Annotated in this window: 17 protein-coding genes, 1 tRNA gene, 1 pseudogene and 1 riboswitch; of the genes and pseudogenes, 15 read left to right on the top strand and 4 right to left on the bottom strand. The window is 46.4% G+C overall.

All coding sequences use genetic code 11. The features are described from left to right. From C8R14_RS01035 to C8R14_RS01020, 4 genes and pseudogenes are all read left to right on the top strand, one after another. Positions 1-330 (top strand): annotated as a pseudogene (locus C8R14_RS01035) (IS5-like element ISNieu4 family transposase); the annotation flags it as partial. Positions 331-369: 39 nt separating this feature from the next. Beyond that, positions 370-537: riboswitch (yybP-ykoY riboswitch) on the top strand. A gap of 6 nt (positions 538-543) precedes the next feature. Further along, positions 544-1,122, top strand: a complete 579-nt coding sequence (locus tag C8R14_RS01030) for a TMEM165/GDT1 family protein (RefSeq protein WP_011633346.1) — start codon at positions 544-546, stop codon at positions 1,120-1,122. A 28-nt stretch (positions 1,123-1,150) separates the two neighbouring features. Beyond that, entirely contained in the window at positions 1,151-2,323 is a 1,173-nt protein-coding gene (locus C8R14_RS01025; RefSeq protein ID WP_011633345.1) for an MFS transporter, read from the top strand. A gap of 134 nt (positions 2,324-2,457) precedes the next feature. Beyond that, entirely contained in the window at positions 2,458-2,979 is a 522-nt protein-coding gene (locus tag C8R14_RS01020) for a CreA family protein (RefSeq protein WP_011633344.1), read from the top strand. Positions 2,980-3,116: 137 nt separating this feature from the next. Here the strand turns inward: C8R14_RS01020 and ald are convergent, their stop codons facing one another. Both ald and xth read right to left on the bottom strand, forming a co-directional pair. Then, positions 3,117-4,229: an alanine dehydrogenase gene (ald, locus tag C8R14_RS01015; RefSeq protein ID WP_011633343.1), complete on the bottom strand. Its 1,113-nt coding sequence runs from the start codon at positions 4,227-4,229 to the stop codon at positions 3,117-3,119. 46 nt (positions 4,230-4,275) lie between these two features. Then, positions 4,276-5,040, bottom strand: coding sequence for an exodeoxyribonuclease III (gene xth / locus C8R14_RS01010; protein WP_011633342.1), 765 nt, complete (start codon positions 5,038-5,040; stop codon positions 4,276-4,278). 161 nt (positions 5,041-5,201) lie between these two features. On the opposite strand from xth, the gene C8R14_RS01005 reads away from it, so the two are divergent. Next, positions 5,202-5,510 (top strand): c-type cytochrome, encoded by a 309-nt coding sequence (locus C8R14_RS01005; protein WP_011633341.1) that lies wholly within the window; start codon positions 5,202-5,204, stop codon positions 5,508-5,510. Between the two features lie 98 nt (positions 5,511-5,608). Here C8R14_RS01005 and C8R14_RS01000 read toward each other — a convergent pair whose 3' ends face one another. Both C8R14_RS01000 and bioA read right to left on the bottom strand, forming a co-directional pair. Next, positions 5,609-7,015, bottom strand: coding sequence for an MBL fold metallo-hydrolase RNA specificity domain-containing protein (locus C8R14_RS01000; protein ID WP_011633340.1), 1,407 nt, complete (start codon positions 7,013-7,015; stop codon positions 5,609-5,611). Between the two features lie 6 nt (positions 7,016-7,021). Continuing rightward, on the bottom strand, positions 7,022-8,332 hold the full coding sequence (gene bioA, locus C8R14_RS00995; protein ID WP_011633339.1) for an adenosylmethionine--8-amino-7-oxononanoate transaminase: 1,311 nt from the start codon (positions 8,330-8,332) through the stop codon (positions 7,022-7,024). Positions 8,333-8,497: 165 nt separating this feature from the next. Between bioA and groES the strand changes: the two genes are divergently transcribed. From groES to C8R14_RS00945, 10 genes are all read left to right on the top strand, one after another. Continuing rightward, entirely contained in the window at positions 8,498-8,788 is a 291-nt protein-coding gene (gene groES / locus C8R14_RS00990; RefSeq protein WP_011633338.1) for a co-chaperone GroES, read from the top strand. A 39-nt stretch (positions 8,789-8,827) separates the two neighbouring features. Continuing rightward, complete coding sequence (groL, locus tag C8R14_RS00985) at positions 8,828-10,471, top strand: chaperonin GroEL (protein ID WP_011633337.1); 1,644 nt, start codon at positions 8,828-8,830, stop codon at positions 10,469-10,471. Between the two features lie 110 nt (positions 10,472-10,581). Next, positions 10,582-11,337, top strand: coding sequence for an SDR family oxidoreductase (locus C8R14_RS00980; protein WP_074456033.1), 756 nt, complete (start codon positions 10,582-10,584; stop codon positions 11,335-11,337). A gap of 168 nt (positions 11,338-11,505) precedes the next feature. Further along, a tRNA-Leu gene (locus tag C8R14_RS00975) sits at positions 11,506-11,591 on the top strand. Positions 11,592-11,670: 79 nt separating this feature from the next. Continuing rightward, positions 11,671-12,987, top strand: a complete 1,317-nt coding sequence (tig, locus tag C8R14_RS00970; RefSeq protein WP_011633335.1) for a trigger factor — start codon at positions 11,671-11,673, stop codon at positions 12,985-12,987. Next, positions 12,971-13,615, top strand: coding sequence for an ATP-dependent Clp endopeptidase proteolytic subunit ClpP (gene clpP / locus C8R14_RS00965; protein WP_011633334.1), 645 nt, complete (start codon positions 12,971-12,973; stop codon positions 13,613-13,615). Before tig ends, clpP begins: the two co-directional genes overlap by 17 nt. Before the next feature lie 59 nt (positions 13,616-13,674). Then, positions 13,675-14,958 carry an ATP-dependent Clp protease ATP-binding subunit ClpX gene (gene clpX, locus C8R14_RS00960; RefSeq protein ID WP_011633333.1) on the top strand — a complete coding sequence of 428 codons (1,284 nt, stop codon included), beginning with the start codon at positions 13,675-13,677 and terminating at the stop codon, positions 14,956-14,958. A gap of 105 nt (positions 14,959-15,063) precedes the next feature. Then, on the top strand, positions 15,064-17,487 hold the full coding sequence (lon, locus tag C8R14_RS00955) for an endopeptidase La (protein ID WP_011633332.1): 2,424 nt from the start codon (positions 15,064-15,066) through the stop codon (positions 17,485-17,487). A gap of 318 nt (positions 17,488-17,805) precedes the next feature. Then, positions 17,806-19,020, top strand: a complete 1,215-nt coding sequence (locus C8R14_RS00950) for a pyridoxal-phosphate-dependent aminotransferase family protein (protein WP_011633331.1) — start codon at positions 17,806-17,808, stop codon at positions 19,018-19,020. A gap of 545 nt (positions 19,021-19,565) precedes the next feature. Then, positions 19,566-22,019, top strand: a complete 2,454-nt coding sequence (locus C8R14_RS00945; RefSeq protein WP_011633330.1) for a Lon protease family protein — start codon at positions 19,566-19,568, stop codon at positions 22,017-22,019. The last annotated feature ends 26 nt before the right edge of the window (positions 22,020-22,045 follow it).

Below are 22,045 nucleotides of genomic sequence, written 5' to 3'. Positions count from 1 at the left end.
GTGACCGATCGCAAAGGTGCGTTGCAGGCTTTCCGGCGTTGTCGTTCAGGCCTGGGCCGGGTGGTGGCGGTGTTGGCGGACAGCGGTTATGTGGGAGAGCCGTTTGCTCAAGGTGTACGCGATGTGCTGAGCGAGACTGTCGCGGTTCAGATCGCCAGGCGCAGTGAGTTGCATACCTTCGCCGTTATCCCCAAGCGTTGGGTAGTGGAACGCAGCTTTGCCTGGTTGGAGAAGAATCGACGGCTGTGGAAGAACTGTGAGCGCTTACTCAACACCAGCTTGCAGTTTATTCACCTGGCCTTCCTGGCCCTTCTACTCAAAAGACTTTGAACAGGTTCTCATGACTTTCAGAAAGCCAGCTGGTACAATTTTCAGGTCATTGGGGAGTAGCCACTCTTTATCACAAAGAGGCTTACATCAACATACTTGACCCACAGGTCATGGTGTAGGCAGCCCTTCGCCTGGCAAGACCTTTGACTGCGATGCTTCCACTAGGCCGGAGATGTATCGTGGTCAATCGTCTTTTCCGGCCAGGAAATTCTCATGGAATCGTTCTTCGTATCAACCGGGATCATTGCCCTCGCTGAAATCGGCGACAAAACCCAACTCCTCGCATTCATTCTCGCCGCACGCTTCAAAAAACCTGTTCCTATCATCCTGGGAATCCTGGTGGCCACCATCGTGAATCATAGCCTGGCAGGAATGCTAGGGGCCTGGATTACTGAAATTGTCAATCCCGGGGGATTGCGTTGGGTACTCGGCCTATCGTTCATTGGCATGGCCATCTGGACAATGATTCCCGATAAGATTGAGGAGGAAGAAACACGGATTGCCAGACGATTCAGCGTGTTTGGAGCGACTCTGGTCACTTTTTTTCTGGCCGAAATGGGGGATAAGACGCAGATTGCAACTATCACATTGGCCGCTCACTATGCCTCTCCATTTTTAGTTGTGATTGGTACGACTCTTGGTATGCTCATCGCTGATATACCAGCGGTATTCATCGGTGACAGGTTTGCAAACAGGATTCCTATGAGACTTGTGCACTCGATCGCGGCAGGCATCTTCGCCCTGCTTGGTCTTGCAACGCTGCTGAGGGGGGCGGAGCAGCTTGGATTCTAAGGTAAGACTGTAAAAGCAAAGTGTCATCATGACAAAAAAAACAATTCTCAGCAAGATTCCTTCCGGCGTCTGGGTACTGGGCTTCGTTAGCATGCTGATGGACATCTCCTCCGAGATGATTCACAGTCTGCTGCCGTTATTCCTGGCCGGCACTCTGGGTGCAAGTGCTCTTATGGTTGGCTTGATCGAAGGGCTGGCCGAATCCACGGCACTCATTGTCAAGGTATTCTCGGGCGCACTCAGCGACTATCTAGGCAAACGCAAAGCACTGGCTCTGTTCGGTTACGCCCTAGGAGCACTGACCAAACCGTTGTTTGCCATTGCCCCAGTCACCAGTGTTGTACTCGCGGCTCGATTGTTGGATCGGGTGGGTAAAGGTGTCCGGGGTGCTCCACGTGACGCGCTGGTAGCGGATATCACCCCCATAGAGGTGCGCGGTGCGGCATTTGGCCTCAGACAATCGCTGGATACAGTCGGTGCATTCCTTGGCCCGTTATTGGCAACCGGCCTGATGCTACTGTGGGCAAACGACTTCCGGGCAGTGTTTTGGGTTGCTGTTATCCCTGGGTTGTTAGCGGTCGCGTTGCTATTCTTCGGTGTTCATGAGCCAAAGCAAAACGTTAGTAACAAACGTATCAATCCAATCTGCAAAGAGAATCTGATGCGTTTGCATGCCACGTACTGGTGGGTTGTCGGTATCGGTGCCGTATTCACACTGGCACGGTTCAGTGAAGCATTTCTGGTGCTTCGCGCTCAACAAGGTGGCATCCCACTTGCACTGGTTCCACTGGTAATGGTTGCCATGAACTTGGTTTATGCAGCATCGGCCTACCCTTTTGGCAAGTTATCCGATCGCATAAGTCACAAGATATTGCTGGCACTAGGGCTGTTTGTTCTGATTGTCGCTGATCTGGTATTGGCTATCGATGCTCATTGGATGACAGTACTCGTAGGTGTCGCGTTATGGGGAATTCACATGGGCATGACGCAGGGGCTGTTGGCAACAATGGTTGCTAATGCCGCACCGGTTGATTTACGCGGTACAGCGTATGGATTCTTTAACCTTATCAGCGGCATTGCCATGCTCATCGCCAGTGTGGTCGCCGGTCTGCTTTGGGATCAGATGGGAGCGTCCTTCACGTTCTATGCCAGCGCCGGGTTCTGCGGTATTACATTAATTGCACTGGTCAAGCGAGGATAACTGTGGATAGTAAAGTGATCAATACAAACGTATCCTGGTACAAAAAGTTTCGGCTGTAGCAGATACTCCGGAAAGCTATAATCAATTCTGTCATCCGGATTGTCATAGCGCTATCGTAAAAAAGGAGGATTTCCATGAAACACCATCAGAAAAGAGTCAGCCAGACCAACCTGCCAGGCTGGATCAAACGGGGAATACTGATCTGGACGGCAACTATTATCGGTTCATATTCGCTGCCGCTACTGGCAGAGGATATCGGCAGTGTATCGACACGATTCAAGTTGCTGGGTGCCAACGATAAAATAGTAGTAGAGGCATTTGATGATCCGGATGTAGCAGGCGCTACGTGTTATCTGAGCCGAGCAAAAACAGGGGGAATAAGCGGCACAGTAGGTGTGGCTGAAGATAGATCGGAGGCTTCTATCGCCTGCCGTCAGACAGGGCCAATTGCATTGCCGGAGAAAATAAAAAATGGTAAGGCGGATGGAGACGAAGTATTCAAGAAAAGTACCTCGCTGCTGTTTAAAACATTACAAGTGGTACGTTTCTATGATGCCAGGCGTAACGTGCTGATCTATCTCAGCTATAGCGATCGAGTCATTGAAGGATCACCACAAAACAGCATATCTGTAATCCCGGTTACGCCCTGGCATTAACAAGGTGTTGAAAAGCATCAACAAGATCGTCAAGGTAAGATGAAAATAGGTGAAAAAACGCAGTTTACATACGATAAAGAGTACTTTGAGCCTGTTTTCAATACCGCAGGACGATATGAAAGTTATACAGACCATCTTTAAGCAACCAGTATTTCCAGCGGTGATGTATACGGCAAACCGAAAGCCTCAGCTACTGCCGGATGCATGACTTGTCCACGATAGATATTAAGGCCATTCATCAACGCCTGATTGCTCTGCAAGGCTGACAGCCCTTCATCTGCCAGACAGGCAACATAGCTGGCAGTCTGGTTGTTCAACGCAAAGGTGCTGGTACGCGGAACTGCGCCCGGCATGTTCGTCACACAGTAATGCAGCACACCATCCACTTCAAAAACAGGATGGCTGTGTGTGGTCGGTCGGGTTGTTTCCACACACCCTCCCTGATCAACTGCCACATCAACAATCACTGAACCCACACGCATTTGCGGCAACATTTCCCGAGTTACTAGCCAAGGTGAGCGCCCACCGGGGATCAATACGGCACCGATGACAAGATCTGCCTCGTAAACTGCCTGACGCACATTGACCGCATCACAATATCGAGTTTGCAGCCGTCCGGAAAAACGGTCATCCAGCGCTTTCAAACGATCATGATTGATATCCAGCACTGTCACCATCGCCCCCATTCCGGTTGCTACTACCGCAGCATTGGTGCCCACTACCCCTGCGCCCAGAATGACTACATTGGCTGGGGCAACGCCTGGCACCCCACCCATCAGCACTCCCCGCCCCCCTTGAGTTTTTAACAGATAGGTTGCGCCAATCTGCACCGCCATGCGCCCCGCTACCTCGCTCATGGGTGTCAATAACGGTAATGCGCCGAATGCCGTCTGCACTGTTTCATAGGCAATTGCACTGACGCCGCTGGCGAGCAGTTTTTCTGCTAGGGCTCTATTTGAAGCCAGATGTAGATAAGCAAACAGCAGTAAATCCTTTCGCAAATACTGATATTCCACTTCGGTTGGCTCTTTTACCTTGACGACCAATTCAGCTGCCCAGGCATCTGCGGCGCGCATCACAATTTCTGCACCGGCTTCCCGGTAATCCTGATCGGAAATAATACTGCCCGCACCTGCTCCGGTTTCAACCAGCACCCGGTGCCCTCGCTCAGTCAGTGTATGTACGCTGCCCGGAGTAAGTCCGACCCGGTATTCATCCTCTTTCGTCTCTTTGGGTAATCCGATAATCATTCACGCCCTCAAGCTTTTCACACATAAAATTCAGATTTCTTGCTGCTTACGCCAGCTCCACCCAAACCGGTGCATGATCTGACGGCCGTTCCAGTTTCCTAGGTGCCTTGTCCACTTGCCAGGTAGCGCAACTGTCTGCCGTTTCATGACTCAGCAAAATATGATCAATACGCAACCCTCTGTTCCGGCGGAAAGCCATCATACGATAATCCCACCAGGTATATATTTTTTCAGGCTGCTCGAACAGGTGAAAACTGTCAACAAATCCTGTATCTAACAATCCGCGAAAGGCTTGCCGCTCAGCCTCGCTGCACAACACTTGTCCCTTCCAGGCCTCAGGATCATAAACATCACGATCCTCCGGAGCAATATTGAAATCTCCTAGTAATGCCACCTTGCCGTAACGTGTCCGCTCCTGTTGCAAAAAAGAATTGAGTATCGACAACCACCTCAGTTTATAGGCATATTTTTCTGAATCAACACGCTCCCCATTCGGCACATACACACAAATAATACGCAAATCTCCATAGGTTGCTGCAATCAGCCTTTTCTGTGGATCATCAAAATCGGGCAAGGCCGCGCAAACATCCACTCCTGTTACTTTACTCAGTAAAGCAACGCCGTTATATGTCTTTTGACCAGCATAGATTGACTGGTAACCCGCCTGCGCAAGTTCATCCACCGGGAAGAATTCATCCTGAAGCTTGGTTTCCTGCAAACACAATACATCTGGTTGATTGACGTTCAGCCAGTCGATTACCTGCTGTAATCGAACTTTGAGTGAGTTGACATTCCAGGTGGCAATTTTCATGATCTATTCCGTAGCAAGAGAGGTTTGTTTTCCAACTGTTTAACCGGGCTGAAGATACTAACATCAAACATTTTTACAAGCACACCACATAAGCTTGCAGCAATAATTAAATTAAGATGGATAGCGGCTATAATGTCCGCCCTTGTTAAACGGAGAGAAAAATGAAAAGAACGATTGGATTGTTGGTGGTTTCTGCAGTAATCAGCTTGACAGGATGTGCGAAGACCGACACTTATACCCCGGCAGAAAATGCTAGTGGCGAAGATATTTTTTTCGCAAGCTGCACTAAATGTCACAAACCTGAAACAGATGGCAAGGTCATGCTCTTGAGCGCCAAGATGAATACCAAAGAAGCTATTATCGAGAAAGTTCAAAAAGGCGGCATGACAATGACAGCCTTCCCCAACATTACCGGCGAACCCGCGCAACGTCTGGCTGAATTCGTTCTGACAAACAGCAAAACCAAATAATCGACTGCTGCTAATGCTGTTTTCTGGTTGATACAACGCAATAATGATTCGGGAAGAAGTTTGAAAATTGCTGATTCTACTTTCAGCTGAAAATAGAATCAGCCCAGTCGTTCTGAATCCATGCGCTGAGGAATACTCACCGGCCACTGTAATTGTTCCCGGATTGCACAGGCAAAAGCTTCGGCACTACCCGGTTCGCCATGCACGATGAAAGTTTTTCGCGGAGGCTGGCTGAATCCTCTTAACCAATCAAGCAGATTCTCCTGATCAGCATGGGCAGAAAGCCCGCCAACCGTATGAATAGATGCGTGCACAGGAATTTGTTCACCAAAAACACGAACATTTTTACTACCATCCACTAATCTGCGCCCCAAGGTACCCGCAGCCTGAAAGCCGGTAAACAAAATGCTGCATTCAGGTCTGGGCAAGTTATATTTCAGGTGATATTTAATGCGCCCGGCATCGCACATACCACTGGCAGAAATAACGATTGCGCCGGATTGTATGTGATTGAGCCTGATTGAATCCTCGACTTCCTGCACAAAATGAATCCGCAGATTCTTATTATGCTGGCTGTGCCAGTTCATGATATCGATAGTTTCCTTATCAAATAATTCTCTATGTCTGAGTGTGATTTCCGTAGCAGCCAACGCCATAGGTGAATCCACGTAAATATCCATCACTCCCAGGCGCCCCTGACGCTGCAGATCCGTCAGCAGAAATAACAAATCCTGAGTACGGCCAACAGTAAACGCCGGTACGATGATATTGCCGCGTTTATGGATCAGTGTCTGACAAATGATTTCCACCATTTCATCGCGTGTGTCTTGCATGCTGCGATGGCAACGGTTGCCATAAGTGGATTCAACCAACAGATAATCAGCCTCTTTGATAAATGTCGGATCGCGCACGATAGGATGGCCCGGCTGCCCCAGATCACCCGAGAAAACAATTTTTCTCTGCCTGGAACCGGACTTCAGCCAGACCTCAATGATGGCTGATCCAATAATGTGTCCAGCATCACGAAATCGACACTGCACTAATGGATGCGGCTGACATGTTTCGTCATAATTGACACCTCGCATTTGTTTAAGAAATGCTTCTGCCTGGGTAACAGTGTAGAGCGGGACATTTTCATAACGTAGCGAACGTTTATTACGCAATGCCGTTTTTGTATGCCACTCTGCTTCTTTTTCCTGAATATGAGCACTATCTTTCAGGATGATTGAAAGTAGATCTGCCGTGGCCGGGGTCATGTAGACAGGCCCTCTGAATCCGAGCACACTCAAGCGCGGCAATAACCCAGAATGATCCACATGGGCATGTGTTAGCAAAACAAAATCCATTGATTCCGGATTAAAATTGATTGCGGTATGATTTTTACGACTTGCATCCCGCCCGCCCTGGAACATACCGCAATCCACCAGAAAGCGCACATCATCCGTTTCAACTAGGTAACATGATCCGGTGACTTCTCCAACACCGCCCAGAAAGGTAATCTGCATGGGTATTTATATTCTATTGAGAATGTGCAGAATACCCCGGGCCATCAATTCCATTTCCTCTTCATTAATAATGTACGGCGGCATGATGTAGACCGAGTTGCCCATGGGACGAATCAGAAGTTGTTGTTCTAGTCCCTTTTGCGCAAAGCGGTGTGTGAAATCCGGTTGGGGGTTATCCACTTCAAACGCCCAAATCATACCGCAGTTGCGGAAATTCTTGACATTCGGGTGCTCCCGAACGGGCTGTAAACATTGATTGAGAAAATCAGTTTTTTTACGGTTTGTTTCGATCACATTATCCTGCTCAATGATATCGAGCGTTGCCAGGGCTGCCCGACAGGCAAGAATATTGCCGGAATGGGAGTGCGAATGGAGAAAAGCCTGGTTAGTTTCATCACGGTAAAACGCACGATAGACTGCGTCATTAGTCATGACCACTGAAAGCGGCAAATAGCCCCCACTTAACCCTTTGGCAAGGCACATAAAATCCGGTGTGATTCCAGCTTGTTCACATGCAAACAGAGTGCCTGTTCGACCAAATCCAACCGCAATCTCATCTGCTATTAAATGAACCCGGTAGGTATCGCATATTTCCCGTGCCCGTTGCAGATAAACCGGGTGGTACATTCCCATTCCGCCCGCTCCCTGGATAAGAGGCTCCAGAATCAGAGCCGCTGTACTGGCATGATGTTGTGCGAGATAACTCTCCAATTCAGCGGCAGCCTTCAGCGCATGAGTTTCCGGGGTTGTTCCAGTTTCAGCAACACGCCAATCAGGGGTAGGTACCGGATGCGCAGGGCGTAACAGCGGTGCATAAATTTGTCTAAAAAGCGGGACATCGGTGACCGATAACGCCCCCAGGGTTTCTCCATGATAACCATTCTGCAGATTAACGAATTGGGTTTTATCGGGGAAACCACATTGCTGCCAGTAGTGAAAACTCATTTTCAGCGCAATCTCATTGGCTGACGAACCATCGCTGGCATAGAAACAATGACTCAGGTTTCCTGGCGTTATGGCACTCAATCGTTCTGACAGCTCTACTACTGGCTCATGAATCAATCCAGCCAGCATCGCGTGTTCCAGCTTGCTAAGTTGGTCAATGATGGCAGCATTGATACGAGGATTGCAGTGCCCAAATAAATTGACCCACCATGAACTGATTGTATCCAGATAACGCTTACCATCTGCACCATACAGCCACACACCCTCTCCCCTGGTGATTAATATCGGGGGAAATGCTTCGTGATGCTTCATCTGGGTGCAGGGATGCCAGACACTCTGATGGGTGTGCAAAGTTACTTTTTTATCATTCACTGTCTTGAAATTCCTTATAATAGCCTCTATTATTAGCACTCAACGTCGTTGAGTGCTAATAATAGGTTGTTACGAGATTCAGCGATTGTTGATGAAACTCATTGAATCAGATTCAAATATGACCAGATCTTTCGTTTTTGTTAACCATTGTAGGAGAAAAGGACTATGAATATTCGCCCTTTACATGATCGTGTAATTGTTAAACGGCTGGAAGAAGAACGCAAGACCGCGTCCGGTATCGTAATTCCCGATACCGCCGCAGAAAAACCGGATCAGGGTGAGATCATCGCTGTAGGTAAAGGAAAGGCGGGCGAAGACGGCAAAATCCGCACATTGGAAGTTAAAGTCGGAGACAAGGTACTCTTCGGCAAATATGCCGGCCAGGCTGTCAAAATTAAGGGCGAAGAGTTCCTCGTAATGCGTGAAGAAGACATCATGGGTGTGATTGAAGGTTAATTGATCGTTGAATAACCAACTGAAATCAGGAGTAAAGATATGGCAGCTAAAGAAGTAAGATTTGGAGATGCAGCGCGCAGCGCCGTAATCACTGGCGTAAATGTACTGGCAGATGCGGTTAAAGTGACGTTAGGCCCTAAAGGACGCAATGTTGTACTGGAGCGTTCATACGGCGCCCCCACCATCACCAAGGATGGCGTATCGGTTGCGAAAGAGATTGAACTGAAAGACAAGTTCGAAAACATGGGCGCACAAATGGTCAAGGAAGTCGCCAGCAAAACCTCGGATACAGCAGGAGATGGCACAACGACGGCAACTGTTTTAGCACAAGCCATCGTCAAGGAAGGTATGCGTTATGTCGCAGCCGGAATGAATCCAATGGATCTGAAGCGCGGGATCGAAAAGGCAGTTAGCGCCGCTGTTGAAGAATTGAAAAAACTTTCCAAGCCATGTTCCACCAGCAAGGAAATCGCTCAAGTTGGCAGCATTTCTGCCAATTCCGATGCCGAAATCGGCAGAATCATTGCTGAAGCAATGGATAAAGTCGGCAAGGAAGGCGTCATTACGGTTGAAGATGGTTCCGGCCTGGAAAATGAGCTGGATGTCGTGGAAGGCATGCAGTTTGACCGGGGTTATCTCTCTCCCTATTTTGTCAGCAGCGCTGAGAAACAGATTGCAGCACTCGAAAACCCTTTCATTCTGTTGCACGACAAAAAAATATCCAATATTCGTGACCTTCTGCCAATACTCGAACAAGTAGCCAAAGCAGGTAAACCACTGCTGATCATTGCTGAAGATGTTGATGGTGAAGCCCTGGCAACACTGGTCGTGAACAATATTCGCGGCATCCTCAAAACATGCGCAGTCAAGGCACCTGGTTTTGGTGATCGTCGTAAGGCTATGCTGGAAGATATCGCGATCCTGACGGGTGGTACGGTGATTGCCGAAGAAGTCGGTTTATCCCTGGAGAAAGCTAAACTGGAAGATCTGGGCCAGGCTAAACGCGTTGAAGTTGGCAAGGAAAACACCACCATTATTGATGGTGCCGGAGATACCAAAGCCATTGAAGCACGCGTTACACAGATTCGCAAGCAAATCGAAGAAGCAACCAGTGACTATGATCGCGAGAAGCTTCAAGAACGCGTAGCCAAACTGGCTGGGGGTGTAGCTCTAATCAAGGTTGGCGCTGCCACGGAAATGGAGATGAAAGAGAAAAAAGCTCGCGTTGAAGATGCCTTTCACGCAACACGCGCTGCGGTTGAAGAAGGTATTGTTCCTGGTGGTGGCGTCGCCCTGCTGCGTACAATTGATGCTGTGAGCAAGGCCAAAGGCGACAACCATGATCAGGATTCCGGCATCAAAATTGTTTTGCGTGCACTGGAAGAGCCACTACGCCAGATCGTAACCAACTGCGGAGATGAAGCTTCTGTAGTCGTCAACAAAGTTAAGGAAGGTAAAGGTAACTTTGGTTACAATGCTGCAACGGGTGAATATGGCGATCTAGTTGCTATGGGCGTGCTGGACCCTACCAAAGTAACCCGCTCGGCTCTGCAAAACGCCTCATCAGTTGCAGGATTGATTCTGACGACGGACGCAATGGTTGCAGAGCTTCCAAAAGAAGATTCGCCTGGGGCAGGTGCCGGCATGGGCGGTATGGGTGGCATGGGCGGTATGGACATGTAACCGACTCCAATCGGTCTATCTGTTAACAATAATGAACCACAACGGATCGGTATGCAAAAAACCGGACGTTGTGGTTTTTAACTTCTATCGGTCGTGCTGAGATAAATATATTGGATACTTTAAAAACTTATCCGGATGACCGGAATTTGCTTGCAGACCGGGTTATCCTGGTTACAGGTGCAGGACAAGGTATTGGGCGCACTGCAGCACTCACTTTCGCAAAATATGGCGCCACGATTATTTTACATGGCCGTAAAACCGAGAAGCTTGAGCAGGTTTATGATGAAATCGAGACGCTCGGCAGAGCATCAGCAATCATTCTGCCATTTGATTTCGAACAGGCTACTGAAACTGGCATTGTGGAACTAGCTGGGGCAATAGCCTCCCAAATTGGTCGGCTGGATGGTATTTTGCACAATGTCGCCTGGACCACCGGCCCAATGCCACTTGAATTCCATACACTTGAGCACTGGCAAACCACCATGCAGATCAATCTTCTCATCCCTGCAATGCTGACTCGCGCCTGTTTTCCGTTGCTCAAGACCGCCCAGGATGCCAGTGTAATCATGACGGGAGACACCCACGGCCAAGTACCCACAGCCTACTGGGGTGCTTTTGCAGTAGCGAAAGCAGGGGTGGAAGCATTGGTCAAAATTCAGTCTGAGGAGTGGGAGATTTATCCAAATTTACGCATTAACGCACTGATTCCTGGAGCTACAGACACGCCACAACGTACCAAAACTCATCCGGGCAGCAATAACCGTTTATTACCCAAACCGGCAGATCTGATGGGGACTTATCTCTTCCTGATGGGACCAAATAGTACTGGAGTAACTGGCAAAACGTTCAATTGCCAAAAAGATTAACCGCACAACGGACAGGAAATCTGCCCCGGTTGTTAGAAGCGAGTATAATTGGCTATAAAGGGGTGTGGTGTGATTCGCTGAAAAACAAGCTGCGGCACAACTGTGTGAGCAAAAATCATCTTGTTTTTGGGAATTCTGAATCCCGCTAATTTTTGAATAGCCCGGCGCGCGAAAGTGGCGGAATTGGTAGACGCACCAGATTTAGGTTCTGGCGCCGATGAGGTGTGGGGGTTCGAGTCCCCCCTTTCGCACCACGGAATATTCAGGCTTGGCCAACCTAGCACGATCATACCACTTGTTTAATCAATGTTACGTATCAGCTCAGGAAAATAGATGCAGACACAAGAGGAAGCCTCCAATCCACTGGAGCGCAATATTGAACTCTCTGTTTCACGGGAAAAAGTCGAAGCCGAAGTGGGTCAGCGCCTGAAGCGCCTGGCTCCAAAAATCAAGATACAGGGATTCCGTCCGGGCAAAGTTCCTATGAAAATAGTTGCACAGCAATACGGCCATCAGATTGAGCACGAAGTGCTGGGAGAGTTGTTGCAACAACAGTTTAGCGAAAGTATTAATCGAGAAAACTATCGCATTGCAGGTGTTCCAAACTTTGAATCCAGAAATCCCGGAACAGATAATTCAAACTATGAATTCCGCGCAACATTTGAAATCTATCCTAATATCGAACTGGGTGATTTAAATTCGATTACAATCAACAAACCTGTTTTACAGATTGGCGACGTGGAAATCCAGAAAACACTGGAAGTTCTGCGTAAACAGCGAACAAACTATGAGTCGGTAGATCGTCCGGCACAAACGGGTGACCGGGTTAATATCAATTACCAGGGATCCCTGGACGGAAAGAACTTTGCTGGTGGCCAGGCAGATAATTACAGTGTCATTCTTGGAAACGGGCATCTTCTGGAAGATTTCGAGGCATCTATCCTGGGCATGAGTACAGGACAGGAGAAAACGTTTGATATGACTTTTCCTGAAGACTATTCAGGAAAAGAAGTTGCCGGAAAGAAAGTAACTTTTACAATTACACTCAATAAGGTTGAAGCTCCTAAGCTACCGGACGTGGATGGTGAATTTGCCAAGTCGCTAGGGATTGAGGATGGTAATGTTGAAAAAATGCAATCAGAAATCAAGGCTAATCTTCAGCGTGAAACAACCCAGCGTATCCGGGTAAAACTCAAAGAACAAGTCATGCAATCCCTACTGGATAAGATTTCAGTAGATATCCCCAAAATTTTGGTTCAACAGGAAATAGATCGGCTAATAGAAGAAGTACAAGATACCCGGACAGCACGTGGTTTTCCTAAAGCCTCCAATTTGCAAAGAGATACCTTTCTGGAAAGAGCTGAGCGGCGCGTCAGACTAGGACTCATTTTATCCAGATTGATCGAAACACACGGATTAGGTGTAAAGCCTGAGCAAATCAAAAGTTTTATTGAAGAACATGCTCAAAGTTACGAAAATCCTGAACAGGTCATCAAATGGCACTTCGCTTCACCTGAACGAATCAAGGAAATAGAACCGCTTGTTCTGGAGGATAACGCCGTATCATGGATACTGGACAGAGCCAATATCGTTGATCAGAATGTCACTTTCGATGAACTAATGGGATATTCACATGCAGCCAATACTTGATTGGGAGAAAAACGAATTGAATACTACAGGACTGGGTTTGATTCCCATGGTAATCGAGTCCAGTGGTCGCGGAGAGCGCGCCTACGATATTTATTCAAGGCTGCTCAGAGAAAGAATCATTTTTTTAGTGGGCCCGGTTACAGAAACATCTGCCAACTTGGTAATTGCGCAGCTCTTGTTTCTAGAATCCGAAAATTCAGAGAAAGATATTTCCTTATATATCAATTCGCCCGGCGGACTTGTCACGGCAGGACTAGCTGTGTATGACACCATGCAATTCATTAAACCGGATGTCAGCACACTTTGCATAGGACAAGCTGCCAGCATGGGTGCCTTGCTGCTTACTGCGGGCGCCAAAGGCAAGCGTTATTGCCTACCCAATTCACGCGTAATGATCCATCAGCCACTGGGCGGATTTCAGGGACAAGCATCCGACATAGAAATACACGCTAAGGAAATTTTGGCACTGAAAGGTCGTTTAAATGAAATTTTGGCTAAACATACCAGTCAAACAATTAGAACTATTGAGAAAGATACTGATCGTGACAATTTTCTCGGCGCAGAAGCAGCCGTAAAGTATAGTTTAGTGGATGCAGTATTAACGAGCCGGAAAGTAAAACACGAGTAAAATCAAATTGCTCCTGCTGAACAAGAGCAATATTCGTTTGATGATTGTGGGGTGGAATAATGTCTGAAAAAACAAATGACGAAAAACTTTTGTATTGTTCTTTTTGCGGAAAGAGTCAGCGAGAGGTCCGAAAGTTAATTGCCGGGCCATCTGTATTCATTTGCGATGAGTGTATCGACCTTTGTAATGACATTATTCGCGAAGAAATACAGGTTGATGAAACGGCCAAACTATCTAAAACAAGTTTGCCGACCCCACATGAAATTTGTGAAACACTGGATCAATATGTCATTGGACAGGAATCTGCAAAAAAAATACTGTCTGTTGCAGTTTACAACCACTATAAGCGATTAAGAAATCTATCAAAAGTTAATGCTGGTAGCGATGACATTGAACTTGCCAAAAGCAATATATTGCTGATTGGCCCTACCGGATCTGGCAAGACCTTACTGGCACAGACACTGGCAAGATTGCTAGATGTACCGTTTGTTATTGCTGATGCAACGACGCTGACAGAAGCAGGATATGTCGGTGAGGATGTAGAAAATATTATTCAGAAGTTGCTGCAAGCAAGTAACCACGATGTTGAAAAGGCCCAGCGCGGAATCGTATACATCGACGAGATAGATAAAATCTCGCGTAAATCAGACAACCCTTCCATCACTCGGGATGTTTCAGGAGAAGGTGTACAACAGGCACTACTCAAACTGATTGAGGGTACAGCAGCCTTGGTACCTCCTCAAGGTGGTCGCAAACATCCCAATCAGGAATTTATTCAGGTTGATACCACAAATATTCTGTTCATTTGTGGTGGGGCATTTGATGGTATCGATAAAATCATACGTGCACGATCTGAAAAAAGTGGCATAGGCTTTGGTGCGGATGTCATCAACCAGAACGATCGCAAGGAATTAAACAAGATATTGGGTGACATTGAACCAGAAGATCTAATTAAATACGGCTTGATTCCGGAGTTTATCGGGCGTTTACCAGTCGTGGCAACGTTGCGTGAATTGAACGAGGCAGCACTGATCCAAATTTTGATTGAACCCAAAAATGCACTGGTTAAACAATACAGCAAGCTATTCAGCATGGAAGGAGGAGTTGAATTGGAATTCCGCGAACAGGCTCTTGTAACAATTGCCAGAAAAGCGCTTGCACGGAAAACTGGAGCACGTGGATTACGTTCTATTCTTGAGGAAACACTGCTGGATATTATGTATGATCTGCCTTCAATCAAAAACGTCTCAAAAGTGGTGATCGAAAGCAGCTCTACAAATGATGATCTTCAACCTATCATAATTTATGCTGAAAAGCCCAAGCTGGCCAGAAGCTCGAAATAGTACAAATTCTTTTAAGAGTTTGTTTTTAGCACACTGCGGGTACCTGTTTTTCACAGGTGTCACCATATCTTATCCTATCCATGTTTTCTGCAGGATGTAAATGACATGACATCAGATATTCTCGACACCCAAGAACAAAACGAGCTTGATTTACCACTGCTCCCACTGCGTGATGTGGTGGTCTTTCCACACATGGTTATTCCATTATTTGTGGGACGTCCAAAGTCTATCAAGGCTTTAGAAGCTGCGACAGAAGCTGGAAAAAATATTCTGCTAGTTGCTCAGAAATCAGCCTCTAAAGATGACCCTTCTCCCCAAGACCTTTATAAAGTTTGCTGTGTTTCAAGCATTTTGCAAATGCTGAAACTCCCCGATGGAACAGTCAAGGTATTGGTAGAAGGAAGTTATCGGGCAGAAATTGAATCTTTTAATGATTCCGAAGCCTATTTTTCTGGAAAGGCTATACCAGTCACGATTGATGAGATCGATACGTCAGAAATTGAAGCATTACGACGCGCTCTTCTTTCCCAATTTGACCAATATGTCAAATTAAACAAAAAAATCCCATCAGAAATTCTTGCTTCCCTGACAGGAATTGATGAGGTCGGACGATTAGCTGATACGATCGCTGCTTATCTTCCCTTGAGACTGGAGCAAAAACAGGAAATTCTGGAAATTTTTGAAGTTCAGCCACGTTTAGAACGTTTACTTGGCCTTCTGGAAGCCGAACTGGATATCCTCCAGGTAGAAAAGCGCATTCGCGGTAGAGTCAAGCGCCAGATGGAAAAAAGCCAGCGGGACTATTACCTGAATGAACAGGTTAAAGCTATTCAGAAAGAACTGGGCGAAGGCGAAGATGGTACTGACCTTGAAGAAATTGAAAGAAAAATAAAGGCAGCTTCCTTGCCTAAAGAAGCATTAGCCAAGGCAGAGTCTGAGCTGAAAAAACTGCGCCTGATGTCTCCTATGTCAGCCGAAGCAACTGTTGTACGAAATTATATTGACACGCTGGTTGCATTGCCCTGGAAGCAGAAAACCAAAATCAGCAAAGAATTAAAGATTGCCGAATCCATCCTGAATGAAGATCATTATGGTTTGGAGAAAGTAAAGGAAAGGATAGTTGAATACCTTGCAGTACAACAGCGGGTTGCCAAATCCAAGGCTCCCATTCTTTGCCTTGTCGGCCCGCCTGGAGTAGGTAAAACTTCACTAGGTCGATCTATAGCTCGCGCGACAAACCGTAAATTTGTTCGTATGTCTCTCGGAGGCATGCGAGATGAAGCTGAGATCCGTGGGCATCGTCGAACTTACATCGGTTCGATGCCCGGAAAGATTTTGCAAAGTATGACAAAAATCGGTGTCAAAAACCCACTGTTTCTGTTAGATGAAGTTGACAAAATGGGAATGGATTTTCGTGGCGACCCTTCTTCTGCCTTGCTGGAAGTACTTGATCCGGAGCAAAACAATACATTTGTTGATCACTACATCGAAGTTGAATACGACTTATCGGATGTCATGTTCGTTGCTACCGCAAACACACTGAACATTCCTCCCGCACTCCTTGATCGAATGGAAGTTATTCGACTTTCAGGCTATACCGAAGATGAGAAACTAAATATTGCAAAACGATATCTTCTACCCAAGCAAATGAAGGATCATGGTTTAAGCGAGGGGGAGTTGTCTGTTTCTGAATCTGCATTACGTGACATTGTCCGCTACTACACCCGAGAAGCGGGAGTGCGTTCAATGGAAAGAGAAATCTCCAAGATTTGCAGGAAAGTCGTCAAAATTTTGCTGGTTAAAAAAAATAAGGAAAAGATTATTATCAACTCCCGCAACCTCGATAAATATCTTGGAGTGCGCCGTTACGCTTATGGCATGGCTGACGAAAAAAATCAGGTTGGACAGGTTACGGGACTGGCTTGGACGGAGGTAGGCGGTGAGTTGCTGAGAATTGAGGCGGTAGTGCTACTAGGCAAAGGGAAGACGATTACGACCGGTAAACTGGGTGAAGTCATGCAGGAATCCATTCAGGCAGCCCTGTCTGTTGTTCGAAGCCGCTCAATCGTTCTGGGAATATCAGATGATTTTTATCTGAAGAACGATATTCATATTCACTTGCCTGAAGGGGCCACGCCTAAAGATGGGCCGAGTGCAGGTATTGGTATTTGTCTGGCTATGGTTTCTGCATTGACCGGAGTCCCGGTGCGAGCATCCGTTGCGATGACCGGGGAAATTACACTAAGAGGCGAAATTCTTCCAATCGGTGGGCTCAAGGAGAAACTCCTGGCTGCTCATCGTGGTGGAATAAGCACGGTGTTGATCCCGGAAGATAATGTCAAGGATTTGAGTGAGATTCCTGGAAACATTAAAAACAAACTGGATATCAAGCCAGTAAAATGGATTGACCAGGTGCTAGAAATTGCTCTGGAATATAAGCCTGATGCGATACCGTCAGCTATCCCTGGTCAAGTCATTGCATCCACACCTAAAGATAGCGTTACAAGAGCTTCTTCAATCAAGCATTGATTATTTGGATACACATAACGGGAGAGCTTCAATAAAATTTTAAAGTATCTTCCTTTAAAGCTGCTATTTTATAAATAGATTCGGCTTTATTTTCCGCAGACAAGCGAATAGTAAATTTTACGATCACTTGATAGAATCTTTGCTTGAATCCTTAAGATGAATCCCAAGGAAGTACTATTTGACTTAATCTGAAGTCAAAGTAAATAGCCTATCGGTTTCCACCAGTAGGCTATTTGATATTTCCCTGAAGATTCTGGTTACTGATAGAAACCGGATTCTAGAGAACAACATTTTCATTCACTCATATTAGGAATATCGATGACCATTGATAGCTTTCGCCCAGAAAAAAAAATAACCACTTTCTATCCGCCTCAGCGCACCTTGCTTGGTCCGGGACCATCCGATACACACGCGCGTGTTTTATCCGCTATGGCTCGCCCGACACTGGGTCACCTTGATCCGGTTTTCACCGAAATGATGGAAGAATTGAAAGGCTTGCTGCGATATGTATTTCAAACGACCAATTTATTGACTTTTCCAGTTTCCGGACCGGGTTCGGTCGGAATGGAAATGTGTTTTGTTAACATGATTGTGCCTGGAGACAAAGTTGTTGTTTGCAGAAATGGTGTCTTTGGCGGACGGATGATCGAGAATGTCGAACGCTGTGGCGGAATTCCATTGGTAGTGGAGGATAAATGGGGCGATCCGGTTGATCCTCAAAAAGTGGAAGATATACTGAAAAAGAATCCGGATGCTAAAATTGTGGCGTTTGTACATGCCGAAACTTCTACAGGTGTTCAGTCGGATGCCAAGACCATCGGCCAAATAGCAAGAAAGTACGATTGCCTAACAATTATGGACACTGTCACGTCATTAGGCGGGACACCTGTTTATATGGATGGATGGGATATTGATGCCATTTATTCCGGCAGCCAGAAATGTTTATCCTGTCCACCGGGATTGTCTCCCGTCAGTTTTTCAGAAAGAGTAGTAGATCTGGTCAGGAATCGTACTGAAAAAGTACACAGCTGGTTCATGGATATCAGTTTGTTACTCGGTTACTGGGGATCTTCCCGCACCTATCATCACACCGCACCAACCAATTCTCTATATGGCTTGCATGAATCACTGATTATATTGTATGAAGAAGGGCTTGAGCATTCCTGGACCCGGCATCGTCGTAATCACGAAGCATTAAAAGCTGGATTGAAAACACTGGGTATCGGATATGTCGTGGATGAAGCATATCGTCTGCCACAGTTGAACTCTGTGCATGTCCCGACGGGCGTAGATGAAAAAGAAGTACGCCGCAGGCTCTTGGCTGATTACAATCTAGAAATTGGTGCTGGTTTAGGTGATTTTGCCGGAAAAATCTGGCGCATCGGCTTGATGGGTAATTCAAGCAAACTGGAAAACGTCATATTCTGCCTGGATGCATTAGAGCATGTATTGGCCGATTTGGGCACGAAAGTCGATAAAGGTGCAGCATCATCTGCTGCGCATCAATATTATGCAAATAATCCCGCTGTATAGGTGACTGGTAGAGCTGCTGCTAAAAAGTAAATTTCTCCATTTTGTAACAGGAGAAATTTACTGCTCCGGCGAAAAACTAAATTTTTGCTCGCATTTTCTGTTATTTCCCTAATTAGTGCCACAGCAAAAACAGTAATCCAGCTATTAATTTTCTGACAAAAACCAGAACTGAAGTGTCATCATTCACCGTCACAAAGTATTTTTTTCAGCGCCCCTGTATCATTTTTGATACTTGTTTGTGCAATACCGGAAATGCTCTTGCCATCACCCTGCGAAAACTTGGCATCACCACCTAATTCCACTTGATTTATGAACAATCGCCAAGTGATTTTCCACCATGACCTTTAGAACACATGCGATAACAGATGATCGAGTAATCAAACTCATTTGGACAAGATTAGTATCCAGGTACTCTGCCCAATCAGGATCTCAAAATACTATCTATTCGCCCTGCCTGAAGCACGTATCCTTACCAGCTTCCAGTATCGAACAATACTGAGAATATCCGGTAATCTTCAAATTCCCCTAGTCCTACAATAGCCCATATGCCAATAACCAGATTAGAGCCGTATGCGCTCAGTTTAACGATTGATCCCGGTTCTCTGGAATTCTCAGATACATCTACTTTGATTGATCAACCACTTGACTGGATTGGTCAGGAACGTGCCAGGCGGGCAACTTATTTTGGCCTCGAAATGGAACACCCGGACTACAACCTTTTTGTATTGGGCGAAACGGGCAGTGGCAGATCTTCCCTGCTGCGACAGGCGATGACAGAAGTTGCAGCAGGGAAGCCTGTACCATCTGATTTGTGCTACGTCTACAACTTTGATGTGCCGGAACGACCTCTGACATTACGCTTACCAGCAGGCAAAGGTAGCTGGCTACGGCAACAACTTGCACAATCCATGAGCGATTTATTGCAGGAAATACCGGAACGGCTGAATAGAGATGATTTCAAGGCAGAAGCGGAGCACATTGAAAACCGCTTCAAGCTGGAAGAAAGCAATTATTTTGAAAAACTCAATATATATGCAGAATCATTAAAATTTGCAATTCGGCGTGAATCTGGACGCCTGGTTTTTACGCTTTTAAATGAATCCGGAAAGCCACTGACCGAAGAAGAAATCTTGACGCTACCGAGAGACCGGAGAGCTGCTCTCGATCAGGACGAACAAGCACTACGCCATGAAATTGCATCTTATCTCCAAAAAATTCGTATGCTTGGCCAAAACCGGGATAAGGAGCTCTCCACATTATGTCGGAATTGGATTGAACCTCTGCTAAATCAGGTATTGGATGCCGTACCGGGCGAACTGGACCGATCCTTTAAAGATTATGCCAGGCTTGAACACCACTTGAACGGGATCAAACACGATATTCTTGAAAACCTGGATATATTCCAGCCAGCTGATTTAGATGAAGAAAAGAGCCCAGAAGATCTAAAGGAGTTGTTTGAGCGCTACCGGGTAAATATCGTAGTAGACAACCGAGATTCAATCAGCGCACCGGTTGTGGTCGATGACAATCCATCTTTTAAATCGATGATTGGCAGTATCGGGTACCAATCCATTGAAGGTATGCTGGTGACAGATTTTACGCGTATCCGCGCAGGCAGTTTGTTGAAGGCGCATGGTGGCTTCCTGATGTTACATTTGGATGATTTACTGGTTGATACTTTCTTGTGGGAAAAAATTTGTCGCTTTCTGCGTAACCACATATTGCAGATTGAAGAATCCTGGACTGCTAATGCCGCAACACCGGTCATACCCATTGAACCTGAATCTGTCAAGATTGATGTCAGAATCATCCTGATTGGCTCGCGTGAGCAATATTACACAATTCAGGAAGAAAATCCCGAACTAGCGCGGCGATTCCGGGTAAAAGTTGATTTTGCAGTCTCATTCCTGGCCAGTATACAAGCCTACCGGGCTCTGTCTATTTTTATATCCCATCTCTGTAAACAATCCTCTCTGCCACATTTTTCACGCGGAGCGGTTGCTTGTGTGCTAAAAACCTGCCACAGAACCACAGAAGACCAGAAGCGATTAAGTGCAAACTTCAGTTATACAGAAATGCTGGTTGTGGAAAGCGCCCTGCAATGCAAAGCGCGCGGAAATACTATTGTTGAGGAGCGAGATGTTACAACTGCCCGCCAGGCTCGGACACTGCGACATAATTACCCGGACCAATGTGCACAAGAAGCTATTGCTGACGGAGATATAGTCATCACCGTACATGGTGAAAAAGTCGGGCAGATCAATGGTTTGAGCTTGATCGAGATGGGTGATCACAGTTTCGGTATTCCTACACGCATTACTGCGCACACCTTGGCTGGAGAAGACGGTCTGCTCAATATTGAACGTGAAGTCGGCATGTCCGGGCCGATCCACGATAAAGGCGTATTCATCCTACAAAATTTTCTATCCGCTTTGTTTCACCATAATGCACCGCTCGCACTCAATGCATCTATCGTGTTTGAACAGGAATACTATGGCGTAGAAGGCGATTCTGCTTCATGCGCGGAATTGTATGCACTACTTTCAGCCTTGTCGGGATTACCGTTCAAACAAGGTATCGCAGTCACTGGTGCGATCAATCAATTTGGTGAAATGCTCCCGGTAGGAGGCATTAATGAAAAAATAGAAGGATTTTTCAGGGTTTGTGAAACTGCCGGTCTTGATGGTACTCAAGGAGTGCTGATCCCGGATCGCAATTGCCGTCACCTGATACTGGATGATAGTGTAATTAATGCGGTATCCAAAGGTATGTTCCACATTTACGCTATCGATCATATGTATGATGGCCTGGAATTACTATCCGGCTTTCCTGCCGGAATCAGTGATGATGTCGAGCCACGCGAAATTATCAATTATCCACAGGATACCGTTCTGAACCACGCACAAAAAGCATTACGCGCTTACCGCATGGCTTGCCATCAGCAACCACAACGCACAAAAATATCCTCTAAACGACCAAGCGAACATCCAGAAAAATAATTCTTCTACTACCTTGATTACACTAA

The organism is Nitrosomonas eutropha (assembly GCF_003201195.1).
GTDB lineage: Bacteria > Pseudomonadota > Gammaproteobacteria > Burkholderiales > Nitrosomonadaceae > Nitrosomonas > Nitrosomonas eutropha.
Note: the sequence above shows the minus strand (reverse complement) of the source record. Positions and strands in the feature narration are given on the sequence as shown.

Coding starts and splice junctions, on each gene's coding strand:
- tig (WP_011633335.1), top strand. CDS start 11,671: ATGCAGACACAAGAGGAAGCCTCCAATCCACTGGAGCGCAATATTGAA.
- xth (WP_011633342.1), bottom strand. CDS start 5,040: ATGAAAATTGCCACCTGGAATGTCAACTCACTCAAAGTTCGATTACAG.
- groES (WP_011633338.1), top strand. CDS start 8,498: ATGAATATTCGCCCTTTACATGATCGTGTAATTGTTAAACGGCTGGAA.
- groL (WP_011633337.1), top strand. CDS start 8,828: ATGGCAGCTAAAGAAGTAAGATTTGGAGATGCAGCGCGCAGCGCCGTA.
- C8R14_RS01005 (WP_011633341.1), top strand. CDS start 5,202: ATGAAAAGAACGATTGGATTGTTGGTGGTTTCTGCAGTAATCAGCTTG.
- C8R14_RS01025 (WP_011633345.1), top strand. CDS start 1,151: ATGACAAAAAAAACAATTCTCAGCAAGATTCCTTCCGGCGTCTGGGTA.
- ald (WP_011633343.1), bottom strand. CDS start 4,229: ATGATTATCGGATTACCCAAAGAGACGAAAGAGGATGAATACCGGGTC.
- C8R14_RS00950 (WP_011633331.1), top strand. CDS start 17,806: ATGACCATTGATAGCTTTCGCCCAGAAAAAAAAATAACCACTTTCTAT.
- C8R14_RS01000 (WP_011633340.1), bottom strand. CDS start 7,015: ATGCAGATTACCTTTCTGGGCGGTGTTGGAGAAGTCACCGGATCATGT.
- lon (WP_011633332.1), top strand. CDS start 15,064: ATGACATCAGATATTCTCGACACCCAAGAACAAAACGAGCTTGATTTA.
- C8R14_RS00945 (WP_011633330.1), top strand. CDS start 19,566: ATGCCAATAACCAGATTAGAGCCGTATGCGCTCAGTTTAACGATTGAT.
- clpX (WP_011633333.1), top strand. CDS start 13,675: ATGTCTGAAAAAACAAATGACGAAAAACTTTTGTATTGTTCTTTTTGC.
- C8R14_RS01030 (WP_011633346.1), top strand. CDS start 544: ATGGAATCGTTCTTCGTATCAACCGGGATCATTGCCCTCGCTGAAATC.
- clpP (WP_011633334.1), top strand. CDS start 12,971: ATGCAGCCAATACTTGATTGGGAGAAAAACGAATTGAATACTACAGGA.
- C8R14_RS01020 (WP_011633344.1), top strand. CDS start 2,458: ATGAAACACCATCAGAAAAGAGTCAGCCAGACCAACCTGCCAGGCTGG.